Below are 21,508 nucleotides of genomic sequence, written 5' to 3' on the forward strand. Positions count from 1 at the left end.
CGGCATCCCACGCTCGCATGGTTGAAACATGGAGCACCGCCGCGCGCGTGAATTACCGCCATCAGCGCGAAACCGACCAACAGGCCGCTGAGCAGCAGCTCGAATAGGGCGACCACGAGAAGAAGGGAATGGAGGCCGATATCCATCAGTGCCCTCCCCTGCCGCATGATCACCACACTGGTCGAGCAGCGCGACCGCGAAGTTGACCATGCGTGCAGCCATGTCAAGCGTGCGCAGCGCCAACGTGGACGAGGAGGAGGCGGCCAGTTGGCTCGCAGGGAGACGGCAGTCACCGCAGGTCAAGCTTGATGTTCATCAAGTACACAAGCCTCAAATACGACTTCCGTCATTTGACGTCCGTGCTGCCGTGTTCGGCGTCCAGTCAAGACCGTCCATGTTCGGGACCTGACACGTTGAGGTCCAAGCATTCCGCTGGAGTGGCGCGAAACACATGGTTTCGGGTCCTTCGTTCGCCCCCTATCGGTGGCACGGCGATTGCAGGGGAATGACGATAGCACTCGTGCAATTTCAGCCGAGGCGGCAAACACTGGGAGAGAGCTCATGCGAATAGTTGTCGTACAGAACCATGATCGTACGGGCGTGATCAACCGGTTTGGTCAGCCTTGTCCGGAGGAATACGATCGCGACGCCGTTGAAGGCGTAAGGGCGGCACTACGAGAGGGCGGCCACGAGACACTTATGTGCGAAGGCGATAAAAGACTGCTCGCCACGCTCGGGCAGCTTCTGCCTCCCGATCCGCGAGCCCGCCCCTCCGGAATGGTCTTCAACATGGCATACGGAATTCAGGGCGAGTACCGTTATACCCATGTTCCGGCCATGCTTGAGATGGCCGGCGTTCCTTACACCGGATCGAGCCCGCTCGGGCATGGATTGGCGCTCGACAAGGCAGTCGCCAAAAGGCTCATGCGCGCTGGCGGCGTGCCGAGCCCAAGCTTCTGCGATATGCGTAGCGGGACCGAGAGTATCGGCGACCTGCGCTTCCCCTTAGTGGTGAAGCCATGCCGAGAAACTATGAGCTTGGGATTGCAACTCGTACATGAGCCTGCTCACTTGAAGCAGGCCGTGGAAAGGATCGTCACGCAGTATGGGCAGGATGCCCTCGTGGAAGAATACATAGATGGGCGGGAAATCTATGCGGCCCTGCTCGGAAACGGAGTGCCTGAAGTGTTACCCCTGGTGGAGCAGGACTTCGGTGAACGCGAAACGCGTCTTTTCACCTGGGAAGACAAGATGAACATGGTCGTTGCGAAACCGCAGACGGTTTGCCCGGCACAAATTGGGAGCAGACTTGCTGCGATGGTGCGGAATATCTCGATTACGGCTTTCCGTCTCTGCCAATGCCAGGACTATGCCCGCGTCGATCTCCGGATCGACCGTTCGGGCAACCCCTTCGTCCTAGAGATCAACTCCCTGCCGACGCTCAGTATGGGTAGCGCATATGTCCAGGCTGCGACGACCGCCGGATACAGCTTTTCGAGTTTGGTCAATCGAATTCTGGATGTAGCCCAGACGAGGTATTTCGGAATCGGCCTTCCGAGGGCGAATAGGCGTTGAATCGCGACCGGATCCTTCCCCCTTAAACTACTGATCTTTACCTTGCATCCTTGAGCAAGCAAGACGATCGGCAGCAGATCTATAAAGGAGAGAAAATGAAAACCTTAGGATTTCTAGACATAAATAACGTGGGAAGTCTGGACCGGTTGAGTGGCTTTAATGGTGATCTAGGCCCATCGGCTGGTGACCCGTGCCGCTACGAATCCTCCCCAATAGCAAAGCAAGTCCCGGGAGCTTGGGCCAGAAACGTTGTACCGGGTGCTCCTACTTTAGAAAATGCCTATATCAAGGCTGCCCAAGAGCTTGTGCACGAAGGAGCCGACGCGATTACCGGTTACTGTGGTTTTAGCGTGCGATACCAGCAGGCGATTGCAGAAGCGGTGCCGGTACCTGTGTCGATGTCAAGCCTTTTATTGCTTCCGATGCTTCTATCGACCGCACCTGCAAGTAAGAAGATTGCAGTCCTAACTGCTGACTCGCGGGCTCTGGATGACGGCATCATGGCTATGCTGGGTATTACAGAACAATCGCGATTGATCGTCGAAGGGCTTGAGGGTACAGCGACCTACGGCTACATGTGGGCCGAGAATGGTGAGATAGACGTCGACCACTTCCTAGCCGACATGGACCACATCGTTAATCGTGTCCGTCAGCACCAAGACATTGCAGCTATTCTATGCGAATGTACAATGTTTTCGCGGACATCTCATCGAATACGAAGGGCTACAGGATTGCCAGTTTATGATACGGCAACCAACGCAGCTCTGCTTATGGCATCGGTCAGCTAGTGGTTTACGCCTGACATAAGAGTCCGGCTGGGGATTCCCTTTTGTGAGTGCGCATGCGAGTCTGGCGCATGCGCACAGGAATATTGCTCACCGATTCTTCGATTGATCGTCAGCGTCTGGGCGCGCTGATCAGAGATCGCAATGCGCCGCAGAAGCACGTTTGGCGCGCCGAGATCATTCTGTTGAGCAGCGACGGCGTGGGCACCGTCGACATTCATGCGGCAAACTGGTAAGTCCAAGACCTGCGTGTGGCGCTGGCAGGAGCGCTTCGCCGAGGAAGGCTTCGAGGGACAGTTGCGCGACAAGACGCGCCCCTGGCGCATTGTCCCACTCGGACCTGAAGTCGCCGAGCGCGTGGTGGCACTGGCGTTGCAGGACCCGCCTGGCGAGACGACGCACTGGACCGCCGACATGATGGCGGCCGCGGCCGGCATCAGCGCCAGCGCGGTGCGCCGCATCCGGAAGGCGCACGGGCTGCAGCCCAACCGCTGGCGCCAGTTCAAGCTCTCCAACGATCCGCAGTTCGTCGACAAACTGCGCAACGTCGTCGGCCTCTATGTTGATCCGCCGGCTCACGCCATCGTGCTGTCGGTCGATGAGAAGAGCCAGATCCAGGCGCTCGACCGCACCCAGCCCGGCCTGCCCATAAAGAGGGGTAGGCTCGGCACCATGACCCACGACTACAAGCGCAACGGCACGACCACCCTGTTTGCCGCGCCTCAACGTGCTCGACGGCACCGTCATCGGCAGGAACATGCAGCGCCATCGTCACCAGGAATTCATCCGCTTCCTCAACGCTATCGATGCCGAGGTGCCGGCCAGCAAGGCCATCCACGTCGTCCTCGACAACTACGCCGCTCACAAGCACCCCAAGGTGCGTGCCTGGCTCGGCCGCCATCAGCGCTTCACCTTCCACTTCACACCGACCTCATGCTCGTGGCTCAACGCGGTTGAGGGCTTCTTCGCAAAACTGTCGAAGCATCGTCTCAGGCGCGGCGTCTTCCACTCCGTCGTCGACCTTCAGGCGGCGATCAACCGCTTCGTTGCAGAGCACAACCAGCAACCTAAACCCTTCACTTGGACCGCCGATCCAGACAAGATCATCGCTGCCGTCAAACGCGGGCACCAAATGCTAGATTCCATCCACTCTCATGATTGCTGACCATGGCCTCTGACATAAGCTGCGGCCCGCCGATCCGATCGGCGGTCGAGGCACTTGTACGGCGGATATGAGGTGCAAGAGGCGGGACTTGAACGTCGGTCAACAATCTCTCATCCGCGGGTCGAGCCGCATGACCTGGTTTCGTTTGGGCCTGCCTCTGTCTAGGTGGCGAGCGTCGAGGCTCATAGTGAAGACTAGGGCTCCCCGGCATTGTCCCGCCTCCAGCGCCGCATATCGCGCCGAGGCTGATGTTTGGGTTTTTGCGATCTCCTCTGCTGGCTGTCTGTCAAATAGTGGGATTGAACCGTGCAGGCGATCAACCAGATGAAGCCCACCATCTCGCGTGCGATGGCGACATTGACGACGTTCGCATTCTTGCCTCGCGCGCTCAGCTGACGATATCGGGTGCACAGTCGAACCTGCGCTTTCCACCCGATATCGCGAACGACTTTCGGCAGCGCCTCTATCCGGTCGACCTTGTGCCGACCGATGCGCGCTCTCATCCGGTAAGCCCAGGCGCCTTCGACCAGCGCGCGCCGGGCATGGGTGGTCTTGGTGATGCCGCCGCGCCAGACGGTCTCGCCACTCGATTGTTCTCCGGGGACCAGGCCGAAATAGGCCATGAGCTGGCGTGGGCTTGAGAAGCGTGTGAAGTCACCGACCTCCGCGACCAGCACCAGGGCATTAATCAGCGCGATGCCGCGCATCGCCTGCAAGGCGTCAACGACCGGGCGCTGGTTCCATTCCGGGAGCAGGCTGAGTATCTGTTCCTCGACCTGCTGCAGGCGCCGTTGCGCATCCATGACGGCATCGACGTAGTCCTGAAAAGCGATCTGCTGCGCGGGATGATCGAAGGCCAAGGTCGAAAGCCATCGCCGGTAAGCCTTTCGCCAGGCTGTCCCACGCTCATGCTTGCGCCCGTGACGCAGCAGAAATCCTTGAAGATGTTGGCGCGCTCGCGTCACCACCTGTCGCACGACGCTGCGCAGCCGGATCAGGTCGCGCATGGCTCCATGATCGGCGTCGGGCACCCAGACGGGGGTCAACTCTCCGGCCCGATGAAGGCGGGCGAGCATGGTGGCGTCCCGACGGTTCGTCTTCACCCGATCGCCAGGCTTCCGCGGAATCAGCGATGGCGCCACCACGTCGCACCGATGGCCGAGGCCCGTGAGTTGGCGATGAACGCCATAGCCGCACGGGCCGGCCTCATAGCAAAACGCCAGTGGCTTGCCGGACCGCCTGAGACGATCGCACAAGCTTGCTGATGGCATCAGCATCATTGGCAATCTCGCCGAGATAGTCCACCGCGCCGGAGCGTCCGCTCTCCGCCACCGCGACCGAGATCCGTTCCTTGTAATATCCAAACCGACAAATCTGATATGGTCCATATGGCCCGTCTCCTATGCATGAGGCTCTGCGCCGGCTAGCCGGCTTAACCCTCGTACCGTTGCATATCGGATGACGGGCCGCCCTCAGGCCCAGCAATCATAGGGACTAGGCTAGACTAGGCTTCCTGGAGAAAGGGCAGCCATAGTTTGATTGAGGCGAGCGCCCTGCTTCCAACGTAGTTATCCGTGGACGACGCCGAAAGTAAGCCTCATTGTATGATGCGCTTGGAGCGACGAGGAGCACATGACGGCAAACGCAACGGGCCGTCCTGAGAGCTGTCCATCCGGAGATTGCAGCTATCCTTTTCGAATGTGTCGGGTTCCCAGTAGTCGCACCGGCGATTCGCCGGCTCAGAACCTGCCAGTCTACGACATCACAGTTCTGTGTCGAATGGTCATCGCGTTGATCAAATCTGCTGGGCTGCCCTAAGTGATGAACCGACCTTAAGGCGGCCCGGGGCGCGTAGCAGGAGTAAGGGACGCGCTAGTGCGTCGCGTTGCCTGCCTTGGTCCCATATTTCCTTGCCCGTTGTAGCGCCGCAAGTACTCCGCACTGGGACTTCAACAAATACGTTTCTAACTGTGAAACAGCGGCACTGATGTCCCCCTTTTCGAGCACACCGCCAAGGGATGAATTCAATTCGGTATAAGGCTCGTGGAAATGCGCCGCGTCTTCCAACTGTCCAAAGACGAGCCGAAGCTCGGCAAGAACCAAGTCAAAGCAAGCGCTGAGCCGAGGGCTATCGCACAGTTCGACCATCGCTCTGTGGAATTCCATGTTGATCGTTCCAACCTGTCGCCAATTGCCAGCTCGGCTCAGTTCCCTCCCCTGCTCTGCCAGTTTCCGCATGCGAACAAGCGCGGGATGTCCCTTTGTGACCGCCTGCACGGCACCCTTTTGGATAAGGAGACGTACTCGGTAAATATCAATAACCGCTGCTTCTTCGGGTGCTGCGACAAATACACCGCGGTTAGGAATGTAGGTGAGCAGCCTTTGGCTTGTGAGCAATCGAAAGACCTCGCGCAGCGTGTTGCGCGAGATGCCGAACTGAGCGGCCACCTGATGCTCTGAGAGCTTCTGTCCCGGCGCGAACTCACCGGCAATCAGCATCTCTCGCATCTGAGTTGATGCCGACTCCGCTAGGGACAGGTCATCTTTTTTGACGTTTTTCTCGCCAGCAGTCATCATCAAAACTCATATTGTTGAACAATTCCATCCATGTTATCCAACAGCGTTTTATCCAGGTGGGCAAAATACGACATGGCATGCATCGACCTCAATAGCGATCTCAGCGAAAGTTTTGGCCCTTGGCCAATGGGCGACGACGTATCGATGCTTTCGGTCGTCACCAGCGCCAACCTTGCCTGCGGCTTTCATGCCGGAGATCCGGCCGGCATCCTTTCGAACTTGAAGGAGGCTGCGAGACTGGGCGTCTCGGTCGGCGCGCATGTCGGCTATCGCGACCTGGTCGGCTTTGGCCGCCGCAATATGGACCCGACCAGCGAACAACTGATAGGTGACACCATCTACCAGATCGGTGCTTTGCAGGCGCTGGCCAAAGCTGCTGGGACGACAGTGCGCTACGTCAAGCCGCATGGCGCGCTCTACAACACGATTGCACACGACGCCCGTCAGGCTGCCGATGTCATCGCCGCTATCAAGGCTGTCGATCCGTCGCTCGTTCTGATGGCTTTGTCGGGCGCCCCGATCGTTGAGCAGGCGCGCGCGGCGGGCTTGATAGTCGTCTGCGAAGCCTTCGCTGACAGGGCTTATCATGCCGACGGCAGCTTGGTCAGCCGCCGACTGCCAGGCGCTGTTATTCATGACCCGGAGGTCGTTGCAGCGCAAATGCTGCGTCTCGTCAAGGATGGCCGCATCACCGCGATCTGTGGGACAGAGATTGAGCTGGGAGCGCAGTCGATCTGCGTGCACGGCGACACACCAGCAGCCGTTGCGGTCGCTCGTAACCTGCGCAACACGCTCGTCAGCCGCGGCGTTGAACTGAAGAGCTTCATCGATGGCTGAACGTCTCCGCTTCCTGCCCACCGGTAGCGACGGTGTCCTTGTCGAGCTTGATGATCTGGAAACGACGCTGACGCTGCTCGACGCCTTACGTGCCGATCGTCCGGAGGGCGTCATCGAGCTTGTGCCTGCTGCCCGCACGCTTTTGATACGCTTCGACCCGCTGGTCACCGCTCGTGCCGCACTGATCGAAAGCATCTCCTGCATTGATCTCTCCCTTCGCAGTGACAGAGAAGGCGAAGCCTTCGATATACCCGTCATCTATGACGGTGAGGACTTGCACGATATCGCCGCCATTCTCGGGTCGTCGGTGGAAGAGGTCATCCGCCGCCATGCCGAGGCAACCTATAAGGTAGCATTTACCGGTTTCGCGCCGGGCTTTGCCTACATGACCTGCGATGACCCCGCGTTCGACGTGCCGCGCCGAAAGAGTCCGCGCTTGCGCATCCCGGCCGGCTCGGTCGCCCTCGGGGGCAAGTTCGGCGGTATTTATCCCTCAGACAGCCCCGGCGGCTGGCAGCTTCTCGGACGCACGCCGCTGAAGATGTGGGATAGGCGCCGTACCCGGGCGGCCCTGCTTGCTCCCGGTGACCGTGTCCGTTTTCGCGATATGACGAAAGGCTCTACCGTGCCGGTGTCCGCATTTCCGGACGAGGGGACCGAAACTGTCAGCAGCCCCACCGGCCTGATCGTGACCCGTACCGACCGCCCTGCCTTCTATCAGGACCTTGGCCGTCCCGGCCAAGCCGGCCAGGGTGTGGGTGAATCCGGTGCTCTTGATCATGCGAGTTTCGTCGAAGCCAATCTTTGCGTCGGCAATCCGCGCAACTCCGCTGCCGTGGAGATCGCTTATGGCGGCTTCGCCGTGAAGGCTGATCGACCGATGACGCTGGCCGTCACGGGTGCACCTGCGCCGATAATTATCCGCACAGTCGATGGACGCAGCCTTGCTGGCCCGTTCGGCCAACCCTTTGCGCTCGATGCCGGTGACGAACTAACGCTCGAGTTTCCGCCGGAAGGCACGCGCAGCTATCTGGCGTTGCGCGGTGGTTTCGCCGTCGAGAGCGTTCTCGGTTCGGCGGCTACAGACACTTTGGCGAAGGTCGGACCGGCACCGATCGTCGCAGGTGATGTGCTGGCGCCGGCGAATGAACAGGCCTTCGCTGTCGACTCGAGGCGGTCGGCGCCACGGAAGTTGCCGAAGGCAGATAACACGGTGACCCTCGACGTGGTGCTCGGACCACGCACGGACTGGTTCACAAAGGAAGCACTTGCAACGCTGCTCGCACAGGAATGGCAGGTGACGGCGGAGTCAAGCCGCATCGGCGTACGCCTAGCGGGCGATCGGCCGCTGGAAAGAGTGGAGACGTCCGAACTACCATCCGAAGGCACACCGTTCGGCGCCATCCAGGTACTGCATAGCGGGCAGCCGGTGCTTTTCCTTAAGGATCACCCGTTGACCGGCGGCTATCCGGTGATCGGTGTCGTCGCTCGTTATCACCTCGACCTCGCCAGCCAGGTCCCGATTGGCGCCAAGATCCGATTTAACGCTATCTCTGCTTTCGACCCGCTCACCAGGGAACCCGAACGATGAAGAAACTTCTGATCGCCAATCGCGGCGAGATCGCCATCCGTATCGCTCGCGCCGCCCGCGACTACGGTATCGCCTCAGTTGCGGTCTATGCCGATGCCGATGCGGGTTCGCTCTATGTCGAACTTGCCGACGAAGCCTTTGGCCTCGGCCCGGGTCGCCCGGCCGATACCTATCTGAACATCGAAAAGGTATTGGATGTCGCCCGCAAGGCCAGCGCGGATGCCATCCATCCCGGTTATGGGTTTCTCTCGGAGCGCGCTGAGTTTGCGCAAGCAGTGCTCGATGCCGGCCTCACCTGGGTTGGCCCCGCGCCCCACGTCATCACCGCGCTCGGAGACAAAGTCGAAGCGCGCCGCCTCGCAGCCAAGGTCGGCGCGCCCCTGGTCAAGGGTTCGGACGGTCCGCTTGCCTCCGCGGCCGAGGCCGTCGCCTTTGCCAAGCAAGCCGGCTTGCCGCTTGCCATCAAGGCCGCCTTCGGTGGCGGTGGACGCGGCATGAAGGTTGCCCGCAACCTGGATGAGGTCGGCGAACTGTTCGATTCCGCCGTCCGTGAGGCAACAGAGGCCTTCGGACGCGGTGAATGCTATGCCGAGCAGTTCCTGGATAAGCCGCGCCACATCGAGGCGCAGGTCATCGCCGACGGCCAGGGTAACACCGTCGTGCTCGGCACGCGGGACTGCTCCCTGCAGAGGCGTAATCAGAAGCTCGTCGAGGAGGCCCCTGCTCCGTTCATCACTGAAGAGCAGCGAACTCTTATCCATGATTCCGCGCGCGCGATCTGCGCCGAGGCAGGTTATGATAGTGCCGGCACTGTAGAGTTCCTGCTCTCGGATAACGGCGTCATTTCTTTTTTAGAGGTCAATACGCGCCTTCAAGTTGAGCATCCTGTGACAGAGGAAACGACTGGCGTCGATATCGTTGTCGAGCAGTTGCGAATTGCAGATGGCCTCCCGCTTTCAGTCAAGGACACACCCATACCGCATTGTCATGCCCTTGAGTTTCGCATCAATGCCGAGGATCCGGGTCGCGGATTCCTTCCGACGCCTGGTCTTATCACCCGTTTCCGCGCACCATCCGGTCCAGGCATCCGGCTCGACTCCGGAGTTGAAACCGGCTCGGAGATCCCCGGCCTATACGATTCTATGATGGCCAAGCTGATCGTCATCGGCGTAACACGCGAGGAGGCGCTGATCCGGGCCCGCCGCGCGCTTGCCGAATTCCAGATCGAGGGCGTCGCCTCTGTACTGCCGTTCCATCGGGCGGTGCTCAACGAGCGCGACTTCACTGGGGAAGACGGCTTCCGCGTCTACACCAGTTGGATCGAAACCGCCTTCCGGGGCGTCGAGTGCGCGCCGCGCGTCGATCCGGTCGAAGGCCGGCTCATTCGGAGCTTCATCGAGATCGACGGCAAACGCCACGTGGTCGGCTTGCCGGCCGCGCTGTTTTCCGTTGCCGCTCCGCAAGCGGTTGGCGCCGCCGCGCCCGCAAGTGGTAACGCTGTGACCGCGCCAATCGCGGGCAACCTTCAAAAGTGGTTGATAGAGGATGGCGCGGAAGTCAGAGAGCGCGAGGCTGTCGCACTCCTGGAAGCGATGAAGATGGAGACACGCGTGCTTGCACCGAAGGGGGGCCGCATCCGCATCAAGGCACAAACCGGCGCCATGGTGGCCCTCGGCGCTGAGTTGGCGACGATCGATTGATTCCGAAGGTGCGCAGGTCGGAGACCTCCCTCTCCAACTTGCTTGACCTGAACGAACGGCTCTGCAGCGGCAAGACCCGCGCGCTGAACGGCACCCATGTCGCGCTTGGTGGCTACCTCTTGTCAACTTTCCTATCTTCGCCCGAATCTACGATCACTTATGACAACCCTCGACCGGTACGGCTTCGATCAGTTTTGGCGGTGCTGTTGATCACGTGATCGGCACGCGCTGCGATTCCTACACGCGCAACCCCACGGCGCACAGTATCACCATTGCTGCGCCTCGAATGTTGGGCGCGCTCTGGCTAAGAAGACCGGAATGGCGCGAGGACGTCGCCGAACACATTCTCCGCTTTACCCAAGTTTACAACAAGCGCCTGGTTTCGTCGATGATGCAGCGCTGCGCTTCGAGTTTATGAGTGACGTGGTCTGTTCAGGAACAGCCGCAATCATCAGGAAAGGAAGCGCAGCATGAAGCATCATGCCGGGTTAGACGTTTCGGTGATGCCTACAACCCATTGGTTGAAGGCGCCAAGGTGAGGATCTAGCGGGCAACGATTCGGGCAATGAAGAATAGGATGGAGCGCGATCCTGCGCGCCCGCCCCGCACCGGCCTTCGACCGCTGCGCTTGCTGCTGTCGTTGGCGATCGGCGCCAGGCCGGCCAGCTTGGCGATGTTGGAGAGCAGACCGATCTCGGGCAGTGCGGCCATCAGCCTCGGCACGGTGCGGGAGGCCACGCCCTTGAGCGAGCGGAACGCCTGGTCGAGGCATGCCCACAGTGGATCGTCGTCGATCAGCGAGGCGATCTCGCCCTCAAGCCGGCGGCCCTGGCGCTTGAGCACGGCAATGACCTCATCGAGGCTGGCAATGGTCTCGGCATCGGGGGCAGCGCTCTTGCGCTGCTTCTGAACGGTGAGATCGTCCGTGACCTGGCAAAGCGGGGCGACCAGTGCCTTGAGCCGCTGCTGGGCCGCACTCGGCGGCGGCGTCGGCTGCAGCCGTTTGACCTGCGCATAATCGGCAATGACGGCGGCGTCGATCCTGTCGGTCTTCTCCAGATAGCCCATCGCCTCAGCGAAGCGGCGCACGCTGCGCGCGTTGACGATGCCGCAGGGCTGATCCATCTCCACAGAAGCAGGTAGGCAAGACGCTCGTAGCCGCCGCTCGCCTCCATGACCACGAGCTCGACGCCGTGAGACCGGCAGAAGGCGACAAGCTCGGCTATGCCTGCCGCGTCATTGCCGAAACGGCCCCACGCGCCGCTCGGCACGACATGTGCGTCGAGCCAGGCCTTCGAAATATCTATTCCACAGATGGTCTTGGTCACGGTAATCTGCCTTGTGCGTACGATTGGAGCCATGCGACTATTCGGTCGTGCGTGACGTTGGCGAAGATCCCAAGCTCATCCACGGTGTAACCGGAGGGGTAACGGCGACTTCGCCATGCCTCGCGCCGGATGGCCATCCGTCCCGAGGCACAGCGCTTTCATCGCACAAAAACCTCCCGTCCAGATACAAGAGTGGGAGCAGTTCGCGCCGCTGATGCCCAAGTCTGGGCGTCGCGGCCGTCCGCGCGAGGTTGATTGATCAATACGGTGCGCTACCTGCGGCTGGCGGATGCTGCCTATCCACTTTGGACCTGGCAGACGGTCTATGGCTGGTTTCGAGAGCTGGCGCGGCCGTTTCTGTTCCAATCCTCCCACGACGTGGCGCGATGCTGGACTTGAGCGGGCCGGACGCGAGGCGAGCCCGACGGCGGCGGTGATCGACAGCCAATCGGTCAAGGCTCCGCAAGCTGGAACAAGGCGTTACGACGCCGGAAAGTCGGACGCTAGCGGCCATATCGCAGTCGATACGGATGGGCGGCTGGTGGTGGTCAACCTGACGCCGGCCGATATTTCCGTTCCGGCGCTCAGGCGATCCTGGATGGTATCCGCCAGCGCTGGCCCTGGGTAAGCATCTGTTCGCCGACGGAGCCTAAGATCGGCTAAAGCTCATGGACAAGGCCGCCTATCTGCACTTCTTGGTTGAGATCATCCGTCGATCCGATGACCAGAAGGGCTTCGAAGTCTTGCCTGACGCTGGGTCGTCGGGCGGACCCTGGACGACCCGACGGCGCCGCCTATGCGCGATTACGAGCAGCGCATCGACGTCTCTCACGCAGTGATCCTCGCCGCAATGGGCGCAAACCTCGTCCGCCGAAACGCTCATCCTTGAATTTCAAAACGGGACGTTAGTCCAAGGCAGCAAAATGGGCTATCCCGGATCGTCTGCTCTAAACAGCGTGTCGCCTACGAAATTCAGGATCGATCGGGCGATATCGAAAGAATTGTATGTGGTAGGTAACAATACTCTTCTGTTGGTTACGTTCGGGCGTACTCAATAGAATAGCCTTCGGTCCATCTTGGTCAGGCGCTTCCCACCTTCCGATTTGACAACGACGGTTTCGCTGAAGGCCATGCCACCCGCCCAGGTATACATGTGGAAAACTTGGTTCTGCTGCAACTGCCATTCGCTGTCGGCGAGGAAGGCACGGGTGAAATCCGTGCCGCGCGGGACGGAGAGGAGGCCGAGCGTATAGCCCGTGACGTTTGTATAGCTGTCGCGCAATCCAGCCGCCAATATGCCCTCTCGCAGGATGCGGTCGACCTCCTTTGCCTCCGCCCCGGGCTTCATGGCGTGGAACTGCTCCTCTTGGATCCGGATCATCGTTTCTGCGGTCTGTATTTGTTCATCGGTTGGCTCACCGATAGATTTCGGGCGCATTATCCGCGACCCGTAGCCGCGAAACTGCGGCACCATTTCGATATGCAGGATATCCCCCTTAGCCAGTGTGCGGTGGCCTAACTCCCCGTGCAAGGCTGCTGAGCGCGGGCCCGACACCACGACACCCAAGCCCGCATTGTCCGCACCACTGCGCAACGCTTCGACAGTTATAGCTGCGAGAACCTCGCGTTCATTAACGCCGGCCAGAGCCGCGCTCAAACCTTCGGCGGCGGCTCGGTCGCAAATCTCCGCCGCTACCTCGAGACAGGCGAGCTCAAGTGGTGATTTGACCTGCCGCATTTCCCACATAATGCCAGAGAAATCGACCATTTTGGCACCGGGCAGCAGTGTTTGGAGCTCAAGTGCCCGGTTCACAGTCAAAAAATGGCTATCGCGCTCGAGGCCTACAGCCGACGCTCCGTGTCCGCGGGCTAGAATTGTATCGGCAACGACCTTTAGTGGATTGTCGCTGTCACCGATTGCCACGTAATCAGTGAGCCAACTCATTTCGCTGAAAACCGCAGCGTCGAGAGCACGGATTACCGCGACCGGCTCGCTATCAAGGGGTATGAGCAAGGCTTGGTACATGGCCGCTGTGGGCCAGTGACCTCCGAAATATTTCACGTGTTCAAATTGATCGACAATAAGGAAGTCCACTTGTCGCTCGGCCATCACGGCCCGCAATGCTGCGAGGCGGGAGCGGAATTCGCCTATGGGAAAGGGCTGAGGGTGCGTCACGGATTCCTCCATGTATGGCTAAATGACGGGTTTGATGTGTATTCTGTGCAGTTGGCCAAAGCGAAAATGCGCTACCAAGTTGTTCGCCTTTCCTTCGACGTTGCAGCGGAGCAATTACTCTTTTACACCGTCCGCGGACTGCCAACTGCAAAAGTTCTACGAAACTATTTTAAACTTACCGCAGCGCCTCACGTTCCGAGATGCCGGGCACGCGCCAAGACTGCCGCTCGAGCCCCGCGGCTCGACTGGATCCGGTTTAGATAGCCGAAGAGATAGATCTTCAGCAGCGTCGCGGGATGATAGGCAGGCCGCCCGGTCGCTTCCGGCACGACCCGGCAAACCGGATTGTCCTGCATCACGTAATCGGCCAAGCACTCGGGAAGCAGTGTCGCTTGCCGGCGATCCTCGCCCTCGACAAACCGCTTCATCCCGACTCCCCCTCGCTCATCGGGAATCAGTTTACCAAATCAACGCGTTCACACAGGTTGGTCCCAAAGCCGACCAGGTCGGCCAGCGTCGAGGTCGAACGCTCGATGCCCTCGAATTTGAACCAGCGGTTAAGAGGGCTATGCAGAACTTGTAGTCGCCAGCAGATGAGGGCCGATGAAGCCGCGTGGCGTGGCATGGAACGGCGCTGGCGGCTGACTGATCGCCTCGCAATTTGTGAGTGCGCATGCGAGTCTGGCGCATGCGCACAGGAATATTGCTCACCGATTCTTCGATTGATCGTCAGCGTCTGGGCGCGCTGATCAGAGATCGCAATGCGCCGCAGAAGCACGTTTGGCGCGCCGAGATCATTCTGTTGAGCAGCGACGGCGTGGGCACCGTCGAGATCATGCGGCAAACTGGTAAGTCCAAGACCTGCGTGTGGCGCTGGCAGGGCAGGAACATGCAGCGCCATCGTCACCAGGAATTCATCCGCTTCCTCAACGCTATCGATGCCGAGGTGCCGGCCAGCAAGGCCATCCACGTCGTCCTCGACAACTACGCCGCTCACAAGCACCCCAAGGTGCGTGCCTGGCTCGGCCGCCATCAGCGCTTCACCTTCCACTTCACACCGACCTCATGCTCGTGGCTCAACGCGGTTGAGGGCTTCTTCGCAAAACTGTCGAAGCATCGTCTCAGGCGCGGCGTCTTCCACTCCGTCGTCGACCTTCAGGCGGCGATCAACCGCTTCGTTGCAGAGCACAACCAGCAACCTAAACCCTTCACTTGGACCGCCGATCCAGACAAGATCATCGCTGCCGTCAAACGCGGGCACCAAATGCTAGGTTCCATCCACTAGGGTTCCTGCGGATTGCGGCAGTCGATCCCGACAACACTCGGGCAAGCCGACCCACAACGCCCGTCAAGGTATGCAACTTCCTTCGGTGTGGTGACTTCAGAAACATCAGCGTGCAATGGCCGTCCCTCCAATTGAAGTACCCTCAGATCGCCTGAAACAATACTGTTACAGAAAATCTCGGATCTTTAACTCAACGAACGCACTTTTTAGGAGATCATGCTCCCACGAGGCACTACTCGTGATAGTTGCCCACTCGATCTCCGTCCATCTGACGCTGCTACATTCAGGAAGCGGGCACTCATCCGACCGCCCCTCATACCTGACACGGCCGCAGGCTGCCTTCGACAGAGATCGCCCCTGTGAACAAGGAGATTTCCACTATGAACAAGAAATTCGCGCCTGGGAACGACGCAAGCATCGCAATTTTCGAGCGCCTCGAGTCCGAGGTGCGGGGCTACATCCGGTCCTTTCCAATCCTCTTTGATCGCGCGGTTGGCACTACCCTCATAGGTGCAGACGGGCGTGAATATCTTGATTTTTTCGCCGGGGCAGGCGCCCTTAATTACGGCCATAATAACCCCGCCTTCAGGAAGCCGTTGCTGGATTACATCGAGCGCGACGGCATCGTGCACGGGCTTGACCTTGCCACGAGTGCCAAGAAGGCATTTATCGAAGCTTTTGAGCAGTATATTCTGAAGCCGCGTGGTCTGTCTTACAAATTGCAGTTCACGGGTCCCACAGGTACGAATGCGGTCGAGGCGGCGCTGAAGCTGGCGCGCCTAGTAACCGGGAGGGCGAATATCGTCGCATTTACCAATGCGTTCCATGGCGTTAGCGCTGGATCGTTGGCTGCGACTGGAAACAAGAAGTACCGCAGTGCTGCAGGTTTCCCGGTCGCGCACGTGACGTTTTTACCTTACGATGGATACCTTGGCGCTTCCGTTGACACGCTCGATTACTTCGAGAAGCTGCTGAACGATCCAAGCAGTGGCCTCGATAAGCCTGCCGCGGTGATTCTGGAGGCAGTTCAAGGGGAAGGGGGCATCAATCCTGCAAGCTTCAAATGGCTGAAAAGGCTGCGTGACCTCACCGCAAAACATGGGATCCTGATGATCCTCGATGACATCCAGGCAGGTATCGGCCGCACGGGACAATTCTTCAGTTTTGAAGCTGCCAAGATTGTTCCTGACATTGTGACTTTGTCAAAGTCCTTGTCGGCAATCGGAACGCCGATGTCGCTGGTTCTTTTGAAGCCCGAACTGGATATTTGGTCGCCTGGCGCGCACAGCGGTACGTTCAGAGGCAACAACCTTGCTTTCGTCACTGCGCGCGCGGCTCTTGAGACCTATTGGGCCGACTCCAAATTCGAGGAGGAAATCGCTCGCAAGTCCGCGATCCTAGCAGAGGAACTCAAGTCAATCGCAAAGGATTTCGCCAGCCTTGGCCTGACTGTAAGGGGTCGCGGACTGATGTATGGTCTTGTACCACAAAAGCATCATTCATTGGCGGTCCAAATCGCCCAGGAAGCTCTTCGTCGCGGCTTGGTGATCGAGACCTGTGGCGGGCGGAGCGAGGTACTCAAGTTCCTTGTCGCTCTCACTATCACTGAGGCTGACCTGCGCCGTGGTCTGTCAATCATTCGCGATAGCATCAGCGCGGTGCAGGACAGCATGGAGAAAAATCCATGACGCCGATGAGAACGCGCGAGCTATCGTCGTCGGAAAGCGCCAGCAAGTGAGCGAGGACGCTCGTCGTAGCAAAGGCGTCGCCATCGCCACCAGCGGCCGTGCCATCCTCGTCCGGATGAAAAGCGTGTCGCCGTCGGCTGAGTTCAGTGAGAAGCAGTTCCGTGAGAAGCTAAGTCTCCTGCCCGGTCGGATCGAACAGTTTCACGACGGGAGCATGGCCGGTTTTCGGCCCCGGCTACGCCATTGGCGAGCAGTCGTCGGACAGGCCGAGTTCGTTGCGTGCGGCTTGATCGAACAGGTCTATATCGAGCGGCTTCCGCGCCGCGCGGGCGCATCGGCGCGTCTTCGCCCCACGACCCATCGCGGGCTCGCCAGCTGTACACTCACGTCAAGCCCGGACCAGGCAGTGACCCAACCCACGCCGCCCGGGGCGAGTGCTATTGCCGCCACTGCAATCGAAGAGGTCAGCGCCAGGGAGAGGGAGCATGCCGCGCAGGCGAAGCAGGCGAGCGACATCAGTCGTTCTTGAGACAAGCTCCGTCTGAACATACTATTGCCGATGCCGCGGCCCCTATTCCGAAGCCGGCCATGAGCGTGCTATAGGCGAGCGGTCCTCCTTCCAGCTGATCGCGAAGCAGGGGCAGCAGTGCGAGTTTGGCGATGCTCGCCAGGCCAAAGAGGGTTCCGCGAGCGATCGCAGCCTTGATTTCCGAAAACATCGCCGTGAAGCGCAGCCCGTCATAGATCGCCGTGGTCATCGACTCGCGCGGAAAAGGTGAGGAGCGAACCTTGCATTTCCAGCACCATATAGTGGCCCAGAGGTACCAGGTAGCTCAGCGTGGTCACGGCGAAAGCCATCAAAAGCCCAACGAGGCTACTACGATGCCGCCGAGCGCCGGGCCCACGGTCCGGACAGAGTTGAAGCCGACGGAGAGGAGAGTAACGGCAGCGGGAACATCGCGTCGGTCCACGATATCGCCAACCGAGGCTGGCCAGGCAGGATCGTTGAGAGCGGAGCCGCATGCGATCAAAAAGCTGAAGCCGAGGATCATCCACGGATCGACAAAGCCCATCGCCACAAATGCGGTCAGCATCGCAGATGCTATCGCCATTAGGCGCCGGCCGGCGAACATAACCCGGCGACGGCTGAAATTGTCGGCGAGCCCCGGCAAACACGGACAAAATGAGCGGGCAACGTCGATGAAGCCGGCACCAGGGCGACCATCAGATCGGAAGTCGAGATCGTCGCCATCAGCCAGCTGACGGCAACAGTCTGCATCAACCAGGCGAGACTCGAAACCTGCGTGGCGAGCCAGATCGAACGAAAGGTTCGATTGTTGAGCGGCGCAAGGGCCGCTGGATCCGCGTCTCCGCCCGCGACACTGCTCATTCAATCTGATCCTTGCTGATGTTCGATTTGTCACATCGCTGTACAGCGAGGAGTTCCCCACTCAGTGAAACCAGCCCGGCAGGAGACTAAGCTCGCTGCCGGGCTGGGTACGCCTCGGGAGGTGGCGTAAGTCGGACCCTTTGGGATAAGTCCTGAATGATCCCCTTTCCCAGCCGCAAGCTACTTCTCCGGAACATCCTTGTGGCCGCAACCGAATCTCGGGCGCAGTACTCGATCTTCGCGGAATGGTCCTGACGAGCTCGACAACCAGACCTCCGATCGCACCCGCCACATCTTGCGATAGGCCCCAAGCCTCGGAATCCGCTCGACCTGCTCAACGTCCATGGGTTCGACCGCGGGGCCGCTTGAGTATCCGCCGCACGTGGGTGCGGTGTGGATTGTTGGTGCGGTGTGGATTGTTCTTCGTGCCTGACGTCCTTCCGTTCCGGATAGTTGCGCCTCAGCAGGTCACTCTGTGCTACTCCTTCGATTTTGGCAGCCTGAAACCGCGTCATGCCACTTATACATGCGGAGTCGCACGCTCAGTGCCGCTTGTTAAAATATAACAGCGTAGAATGAGCAGTTTGCGCGAATTGTCCACAAAGACGCGGGAGATCGGCATCTCCCGCTCTCCGCGCGCACAAAATCGGCTATCCCTGTGCGAAGCGGTGGATGCTTCGCCCGATGTTGATACACTGGATCGGCCAGATACGTTGGTTCAGCCCTCCCGCGAGCCTCACTGAGGCTGCCCTATTCAGCCCTCGTTCACAGCTAGACTCTGTCATGTGGCCGTTTTAGCCGGTTTGCAAACTTGTTCGCAAGCTCCTATGCAGCCGGGCTGATTGTAGTCAATCCTGCATTCTTGAAGATATGCCGTGCCGTGTCCAGCCCGCGGAACAGATGCTCGTCGACGCATCCGTCGCTGAGCTCGGGGCAGGCTCTCCGCGAGCCGTTTTGGGTCGGCTCGCCTGGTGCGATGCAGTCCCGGTTGTCTCCGCCATTGCAGGCGACGGTGTCTGGAGACGATCATCAGCGGCTGTCTCCTGCTTGGCGTGGCTATTGGGCTTCCGCACCGCCCGCATGCTGATACGACGTGCCACCCGCCAGGTATTCGCGGGTGAAGTCATCTACGACCACCAGAACATGGAACGGCGGCCGTCGGCCAGAATGTCCGACACGAAGTCCGCCCAGCGCTGGTTCGGTGCCTGCGGCAGAGCCATCGGCCCCGTGCTGTTTAGTCATGTCTGGCGCAAGATCGAATCCGCCATCTTTTCCGCGACCATGATTGTGGGAATTTTCGTGTTCGCTCTCGGGCAGAACGGCATGACGGAAGCGTCGGCAACGCGGGTCGTCGACAGAGTGGACACGGCCATCGGGGCTGGTGACGCTGCTCGGATCGTCGGCGGCGCCCATGCGGCATGTGGATGTTGGGTGCCAGTTCCCGGTTACGGATGTACTTCTCCAGGGCACGATCGTCGGCGACCAAGTCGACGAGCCGCTGCCTCGCGTGATGAAACTGTCTATCAGGCCGCGGCGAGCAAGGCAGGGCCGTCAATCGGCGGCCGCGGTGATACAATAATTCAGGCGCGAAATCTTGCTGATCCGCTTGGTGCGCGCATTCCAGCCCGAAGGGAAAGGATCGATCGCAACATCCAGCGGTTCTGAAGTAAGGATGCGCACCAGAAAATCCATGCCATTCTTCAGTCGCGCCATATCACGCTTATCGCTGAACCAGTTGAAACACACTTCCGGCTCGATCTCAGGTCGGTGGTCCTTTAGAGAGCGGGATGATTTTAGGTTCGGTCATACCCGGCCTCAATGAAGTAATTTCGGCATTCGCTTGACATTCGCTTGAAGTGACAGTTTCGAGGGTTTGACCGATTGCGTCGCAAACGGCGTCGACGGTCCGCCTGGCCGCTTTACGCAGCCAATGCTTGAGCTTGGCGAACAGCTTCTCGATCCGGTTGAGGTCGCGTGAGTATTTTGGCAGGAAGAACAGCCTCGCGCCGGCTGACCGGATGGCGCGGCGCACGGCCTTGCCTTTGTGCGAGCTGAGATTGATGGGGTGGACGCCCCCTGGCGGCATCGCTGTGCCAAAGTGGTGTCGTTGATCATCACTTGAAGGAGGCGTCCATGTTGGAAGTTAACATAATCGGGTTGGATCTAGCGAAGAACGTTTTTCAGGCGCACGGTGCGGATGCATCGGGAATCGCCCTGCTCCGCAAGAAATTGCGTCGTGATCAGGTGCTTCGGTTCCTCGCCGAGCAGCCGACTTGCACGGTTGCGATGGAGGCCTGCGCCAGCAGCCATTACTGGGCGCGGGAGATTTCAGGCCTTGGGCATAGCGTCCGGCTGATCGCGCCGGGCTACGTCAAACCTTTCGTGAAGCGGCAGAAGAACGATGCGGCTGACGCGGAGGCGATCTGCGAAGCCGCACAGAGGCCGACCATGCGGTTCGTGGCGGTGAAGAGCGAAGAGCAGCAAGCTGCGGCCATTGTTTTTCGCGTCCGCGATCTCGTGGTGCGGCAGCGAACCCAAACCATCAATGCAATACGCGGCCATCTTGCCGAATTCGGGATGGTGGCCGCGCAAGGCCTCTTCCATGTGGCCAAGCTTCTGGCCGCGATAGAGGACAAGGGTTCCGCTGTTCCCGAAGTCGCCCGCTCGATCCTGCGCCTGCTCGTGGAGCAATTGCGCTCGTTGGACGAGAAGATGGCTTTGCTCGACCGCGAGATCGCCCGGCGCGCCAAGGAAGACACGGAAGCCAGGCGACTGATGACGATCCCCGGTATAGGGCCGATCACCGCGACAGCTCTCGCCGCGTTGGCTCCGTCGGCTCAGACCTTCAAGAGAGGGCGCGACTTCGCGGCCTGGCTTGGCCTTACGCCGCTGCAACGCTCCACGGGCGGAAAGCAGAAGCTCGGCGAGACGTCTCGGATGGGCGAGCGAACGCTACGCAGGCTGCTGATCATAGGGGCCAGCGCGGCCGTACGCTGGGCAATGCGGAAGGGGAAATCTGCGGACCCATGGCTCATGCGCATCTTGGGCCGCAAGCCGCCCATGTTGGTGATCGTCGCGCTTGCCAACAAAACTGCACGCATCGTCTGGGCACTGATGGCGAAAGGCGGAACTTATCGGGCGCCAGCCGTGGCGGGTTAGTTCCGCTCGGCCAGAAGGCCTCGAAAGTGTGAGAAGGTCAAACGGAGAGTATGGCGCAACGGTCAACGAGACGGGATCGGGAAAACCAGATCATGGATACGTGCGTTGAGCACGCGAGATTGAATTGGACCCGCTCCGCGAACTCCCATACGGGCCCGCGGCATGTCGAACGTCGCATCCACAGGCCGGACACATGTCAGCACCCGACCACGCTCCGATCTCTTTGTAGAAGATTCTTCTTGCATCGATGGG

The 21,508-nt window shown here is 59.9% G+C and carries 13 protein-coding genes and 7 pseudogenes; 10 read left to right on the plus strand and 10 right to left on the minus strand.

The window, feature by feature from the left end:
• Positions 1–561: 561 nt before the first annotated feature.
• The 3 genes and pseudogenes from NKL06_RS11365 to NKL06_RS11375 all read left to right on the plus strand — a co-directional run bounded on the left by NKL06_RS11365 (position 562) and on the right by NKL06_RS11375 (position 3,525).
• A complete protein-coding gene (locus tag NKL06_RS11365) occupies positions 562–1,575 on the plus strand; it encodes a D-alanine--D-alanine ligase family protein (RefSeq protein ID WP_023694989.1) in 1,014 nt (337 codons plus the stop codon).
• Positions 1,576–1,670: 95 nt separating this feature from the next.
• A complete protein-coding gene (locus NKL06_RS11370) occupies positions 1,671–2,363 on the plus strand; it encodes an aspartate/glutamate racemase family protein (RefSeq protein ID WP_352580282.1) in 693 nt (230 codons plus the stop codon).
• Positions 2,364–2,431: 68 nt separating this feature from the next.
• Positions 2,432–3,525 (plus strand): annotated as a pseudogene (locus NKL06_RS11375) (IS630 family transposase).
• Between the two features lie 311 nt (positions 3,526–3,836).
• Here NKL06_RS11375 and NKL06_RS11380 read toward each other — a convergent pair.
• Both NKL06_RS11380 and NKL06_RS11385 read right to left on the minus strand, forming a co-directional pair.
• A pseudogene (locus tag NKL06_RS11380) lies at positions 3,837–4,913 on the minus strand (IS110 family RNA-guided transposase); the annotation flags it as partial.
• A 484-nt stretch (positions 4,914–5,397) separates the two neighbouring features.
• Positions 5,398–6,102 (minus strand): GntR family transcriptional regulator, encoded by a 705-nt coding sequence (locus NKL06_RS11385; RefSeq protein WP_023694967.1) that lies wholly within the window; start codon positions 6,100–6,102, stop codon positions 5,398–5,400.
• A 72-nt stretch (positions 6,103–6,174) separates the two neighbouring features.
• Here NKL06_RS11385 and NKL06_RS11390 point away from each other — a divergent pair, with 72 nt between their 5' ends.
• The 3 genes from NKL06_RS11390 to NKL06_RS11400 are packed head-to-tail and all read left to right on the plus strand — an operon-like array spanning position 6,175 to position 10,230.
• Positions 6,175–6,939 carry a LamB/YcsF family protein gene (locus NKL06_RS11390; protein WP_031210820.1) on the plus strand — a complete coding sequence of 255 codons (765 nt, stop codon included), beginning with the start codon at positions 6,175–6,177 and terminating at the stop codon, positions 6,937–6,939.
• Entirely contained in the window at positions 6,932–8,530 is a 1,599-nt protein-coding gene (locus NKL06_RS11395) for a 5-oxoprolinase subunit B/C family protein (RefSeq protein WP_023694965.1), read from the plus strand. The genes NKL06_RS11390 and NKL06_RS11395 overlap by 8 nt, the downstream gene beginning before the upstream one ends.
• Positions 8,527–10,230: an acetyl/propionyl/methylcrotonyl-CoA carboxylase subunit alpha gene (locus NKL06_RS11400; protein WP_023694964.1), complete on the plus strand. Its 1,704-nt coding sequence runs from the start codon at positions 8,527–8,529 to the stop codon at positions 10,228–10,230. The genes NKL06_RS11395 and NKL06_RS11400 overlap by 4 nt, the downstream gene beginning before the upstream one ends.
• A gap of 517 nt (positions 10,231–10,747) precedes the next feature.
• Here NKL06_RS11400 and NKL06_RS11405 read toward each other — a convergent pair.
• Positions 10,748–11,558, minus strand: a pseudogene (locus tag NKL06_RS11405) (IS110 family RNA-guided transposase); the annotation flags it as partial.
• A gap of 187 nt (positions 11,559–11,745) precedes the next feature.
• Here NKL06_RS11405 and NKL06_RS11410 point away from each other — a divergent pair.
• Positions 11,746–12,447 (plus strand): annotated as a pseudogene (locus NKL06_RS11410) (transposase); the annotation flags it as partial.
• A gap of 162 nt (positions 12,448–12,609) precedes the next feature.
• On the opposite strand, the gene NKL06_RS11415 reads toward NKL06_RS11410, so the two are convergent.
• From NKL06_RS11415 to NKL06_RS11425, 3 genes and pseudogenes are all read right to left on the minus strand, one after another.
• Positions 12,610–13,734, minus strand: coding sequence for a M24 family metallopeptidase (locus tag NKL06_RS11415; RefSeq protein ID WP_198027114.1), 1,125 nt, complete (start codon positions 13,732–13,734; stop codon positions 12,610–12,612).
• A 188-nt stretch (positions 13,735–13,922) separates the two neighbouring features.
• Positions 13,923–14,162: an IS1182 family transposase gene (locus tag NKL06_RS11420; protein ID WP_023694959.1), complete on the minus strand. Its 240-nt coding sequence runs from the start codon at positions 14,160–14,162 to the stop codon at positions 13,923–13,925.
• Between the two features lie 59 nt (positions 14,163–14,221).
• A pseudogene (locus tag NKL06_RS11425) lies at positions 14,222–14,396 on the minus strand (IS66 family transposase); the annotation flags it as partial.
• A 26-nt stretch (positions 14,397–14,422) separates the two neighbouring features.
• On the opposite strand from NKL06_RS11425, the gene NKL06_RS11430 reads away from it, so the two are divergent.
• Both NKL06_RS11430 and ectB read left to right on the plus strand, forming a co-directional pair.
• The gene (locus NKL06_RS11430; RefSeq protein WP_352580286.1) at positions 14,423–15,019 is read left to right on the plus strand and encodes an IS630 family transposase; all 597 of its coding nucleotides are present in this window, start codon (positions 14,423–14,425) and stop codon (positions 15,017–15,019) included.
• Positions 15,020–15,399: 380 nt separating this feature from the next.
• The gene (gene ectB / locus NKL06_RS11435; protein WP_352580288.1) at positions 15,400–16,707 is read left to right on the plus strand and encodes a diaminobutyrate--2-oxoglutarate transaminase; all 1,308 of its coding nucleotides are present in this window, start codon (positions 15,400–15,402) and stop codon (positions 16,705–16,707) included.
• Between the two features lie 300 nt (positions 16,708–17,007).
• On the opposite strand, the pseudogene NKL06_RS11440 reads toward ectB, so the two are convergent.
• The 4 genes and pseudogenes from NKL06_RS11440 to NKL06_RS11460 form a co-directional block, all read right to left on the minus strand.
• Positions 17,008–18,097, minus strand: a pseudogene (locus tag NKL06_RS11440) (MFS transporter).
• 1,056 nt (positions 18,098–19,153) lie between these two features.
• Positions 19,154–19,510: a hypothetical protein gene (locus NKL06_RS32730; protein ID WP_084567764.1), complete on the minus strand. Its 357-nt coding sequence runs from the start codon at positions 19,508–19,510 to the stop codon at positions 19,154–19,156.
• Between the two features lie 138 nt (positions 19,511–19,648).
• Positions 19,649–19,789: a hypothetical protein gene (locus NKL06_RS11455; protein ID WP_156939192.1), complete on the minus strand. Its 141-nt coding sequence runs from the start codon at positions 19,787–19,789 to the stop codon at positions 19,649–19,651.
• A gap of 101 nt (positions 19,790–19,890) precedes the next feature.
• Positions 19,891–20,156 (minus strand): annotated as a pseudogene (locus NKL06_RS11460) (transposase); the annotation flags it as partial.
• Between the two features lie 74 nt (positions 20,157–20,230).
• On the opposite strand from NKL06_RS11460, the gene NKL06_RS11465 reads away from it, so the two are divergent.
• Complete coding sequence (locus tag NKL06_RS11465) at positions 20,231–21,256, plus strand: IS110 family RNA-guided transposase (protein ID WP_031210816.1); 1,026 nt, start codon at positions 20,231–20,233, stop codon at positions 21,254–21,256.
• Positions 21,257–21,508: the final 252 nt, after the last annotated feature.

Source organism: Mesorhizobium sp. C268A (assembly GCF_040324475.1).
Classification (GTDB): domain Bacteria; phylum Pseudomonadota; class Alphaproteobacteria; order Rhizobiales; family Rhizobiaceae; genus Mesorhizobium.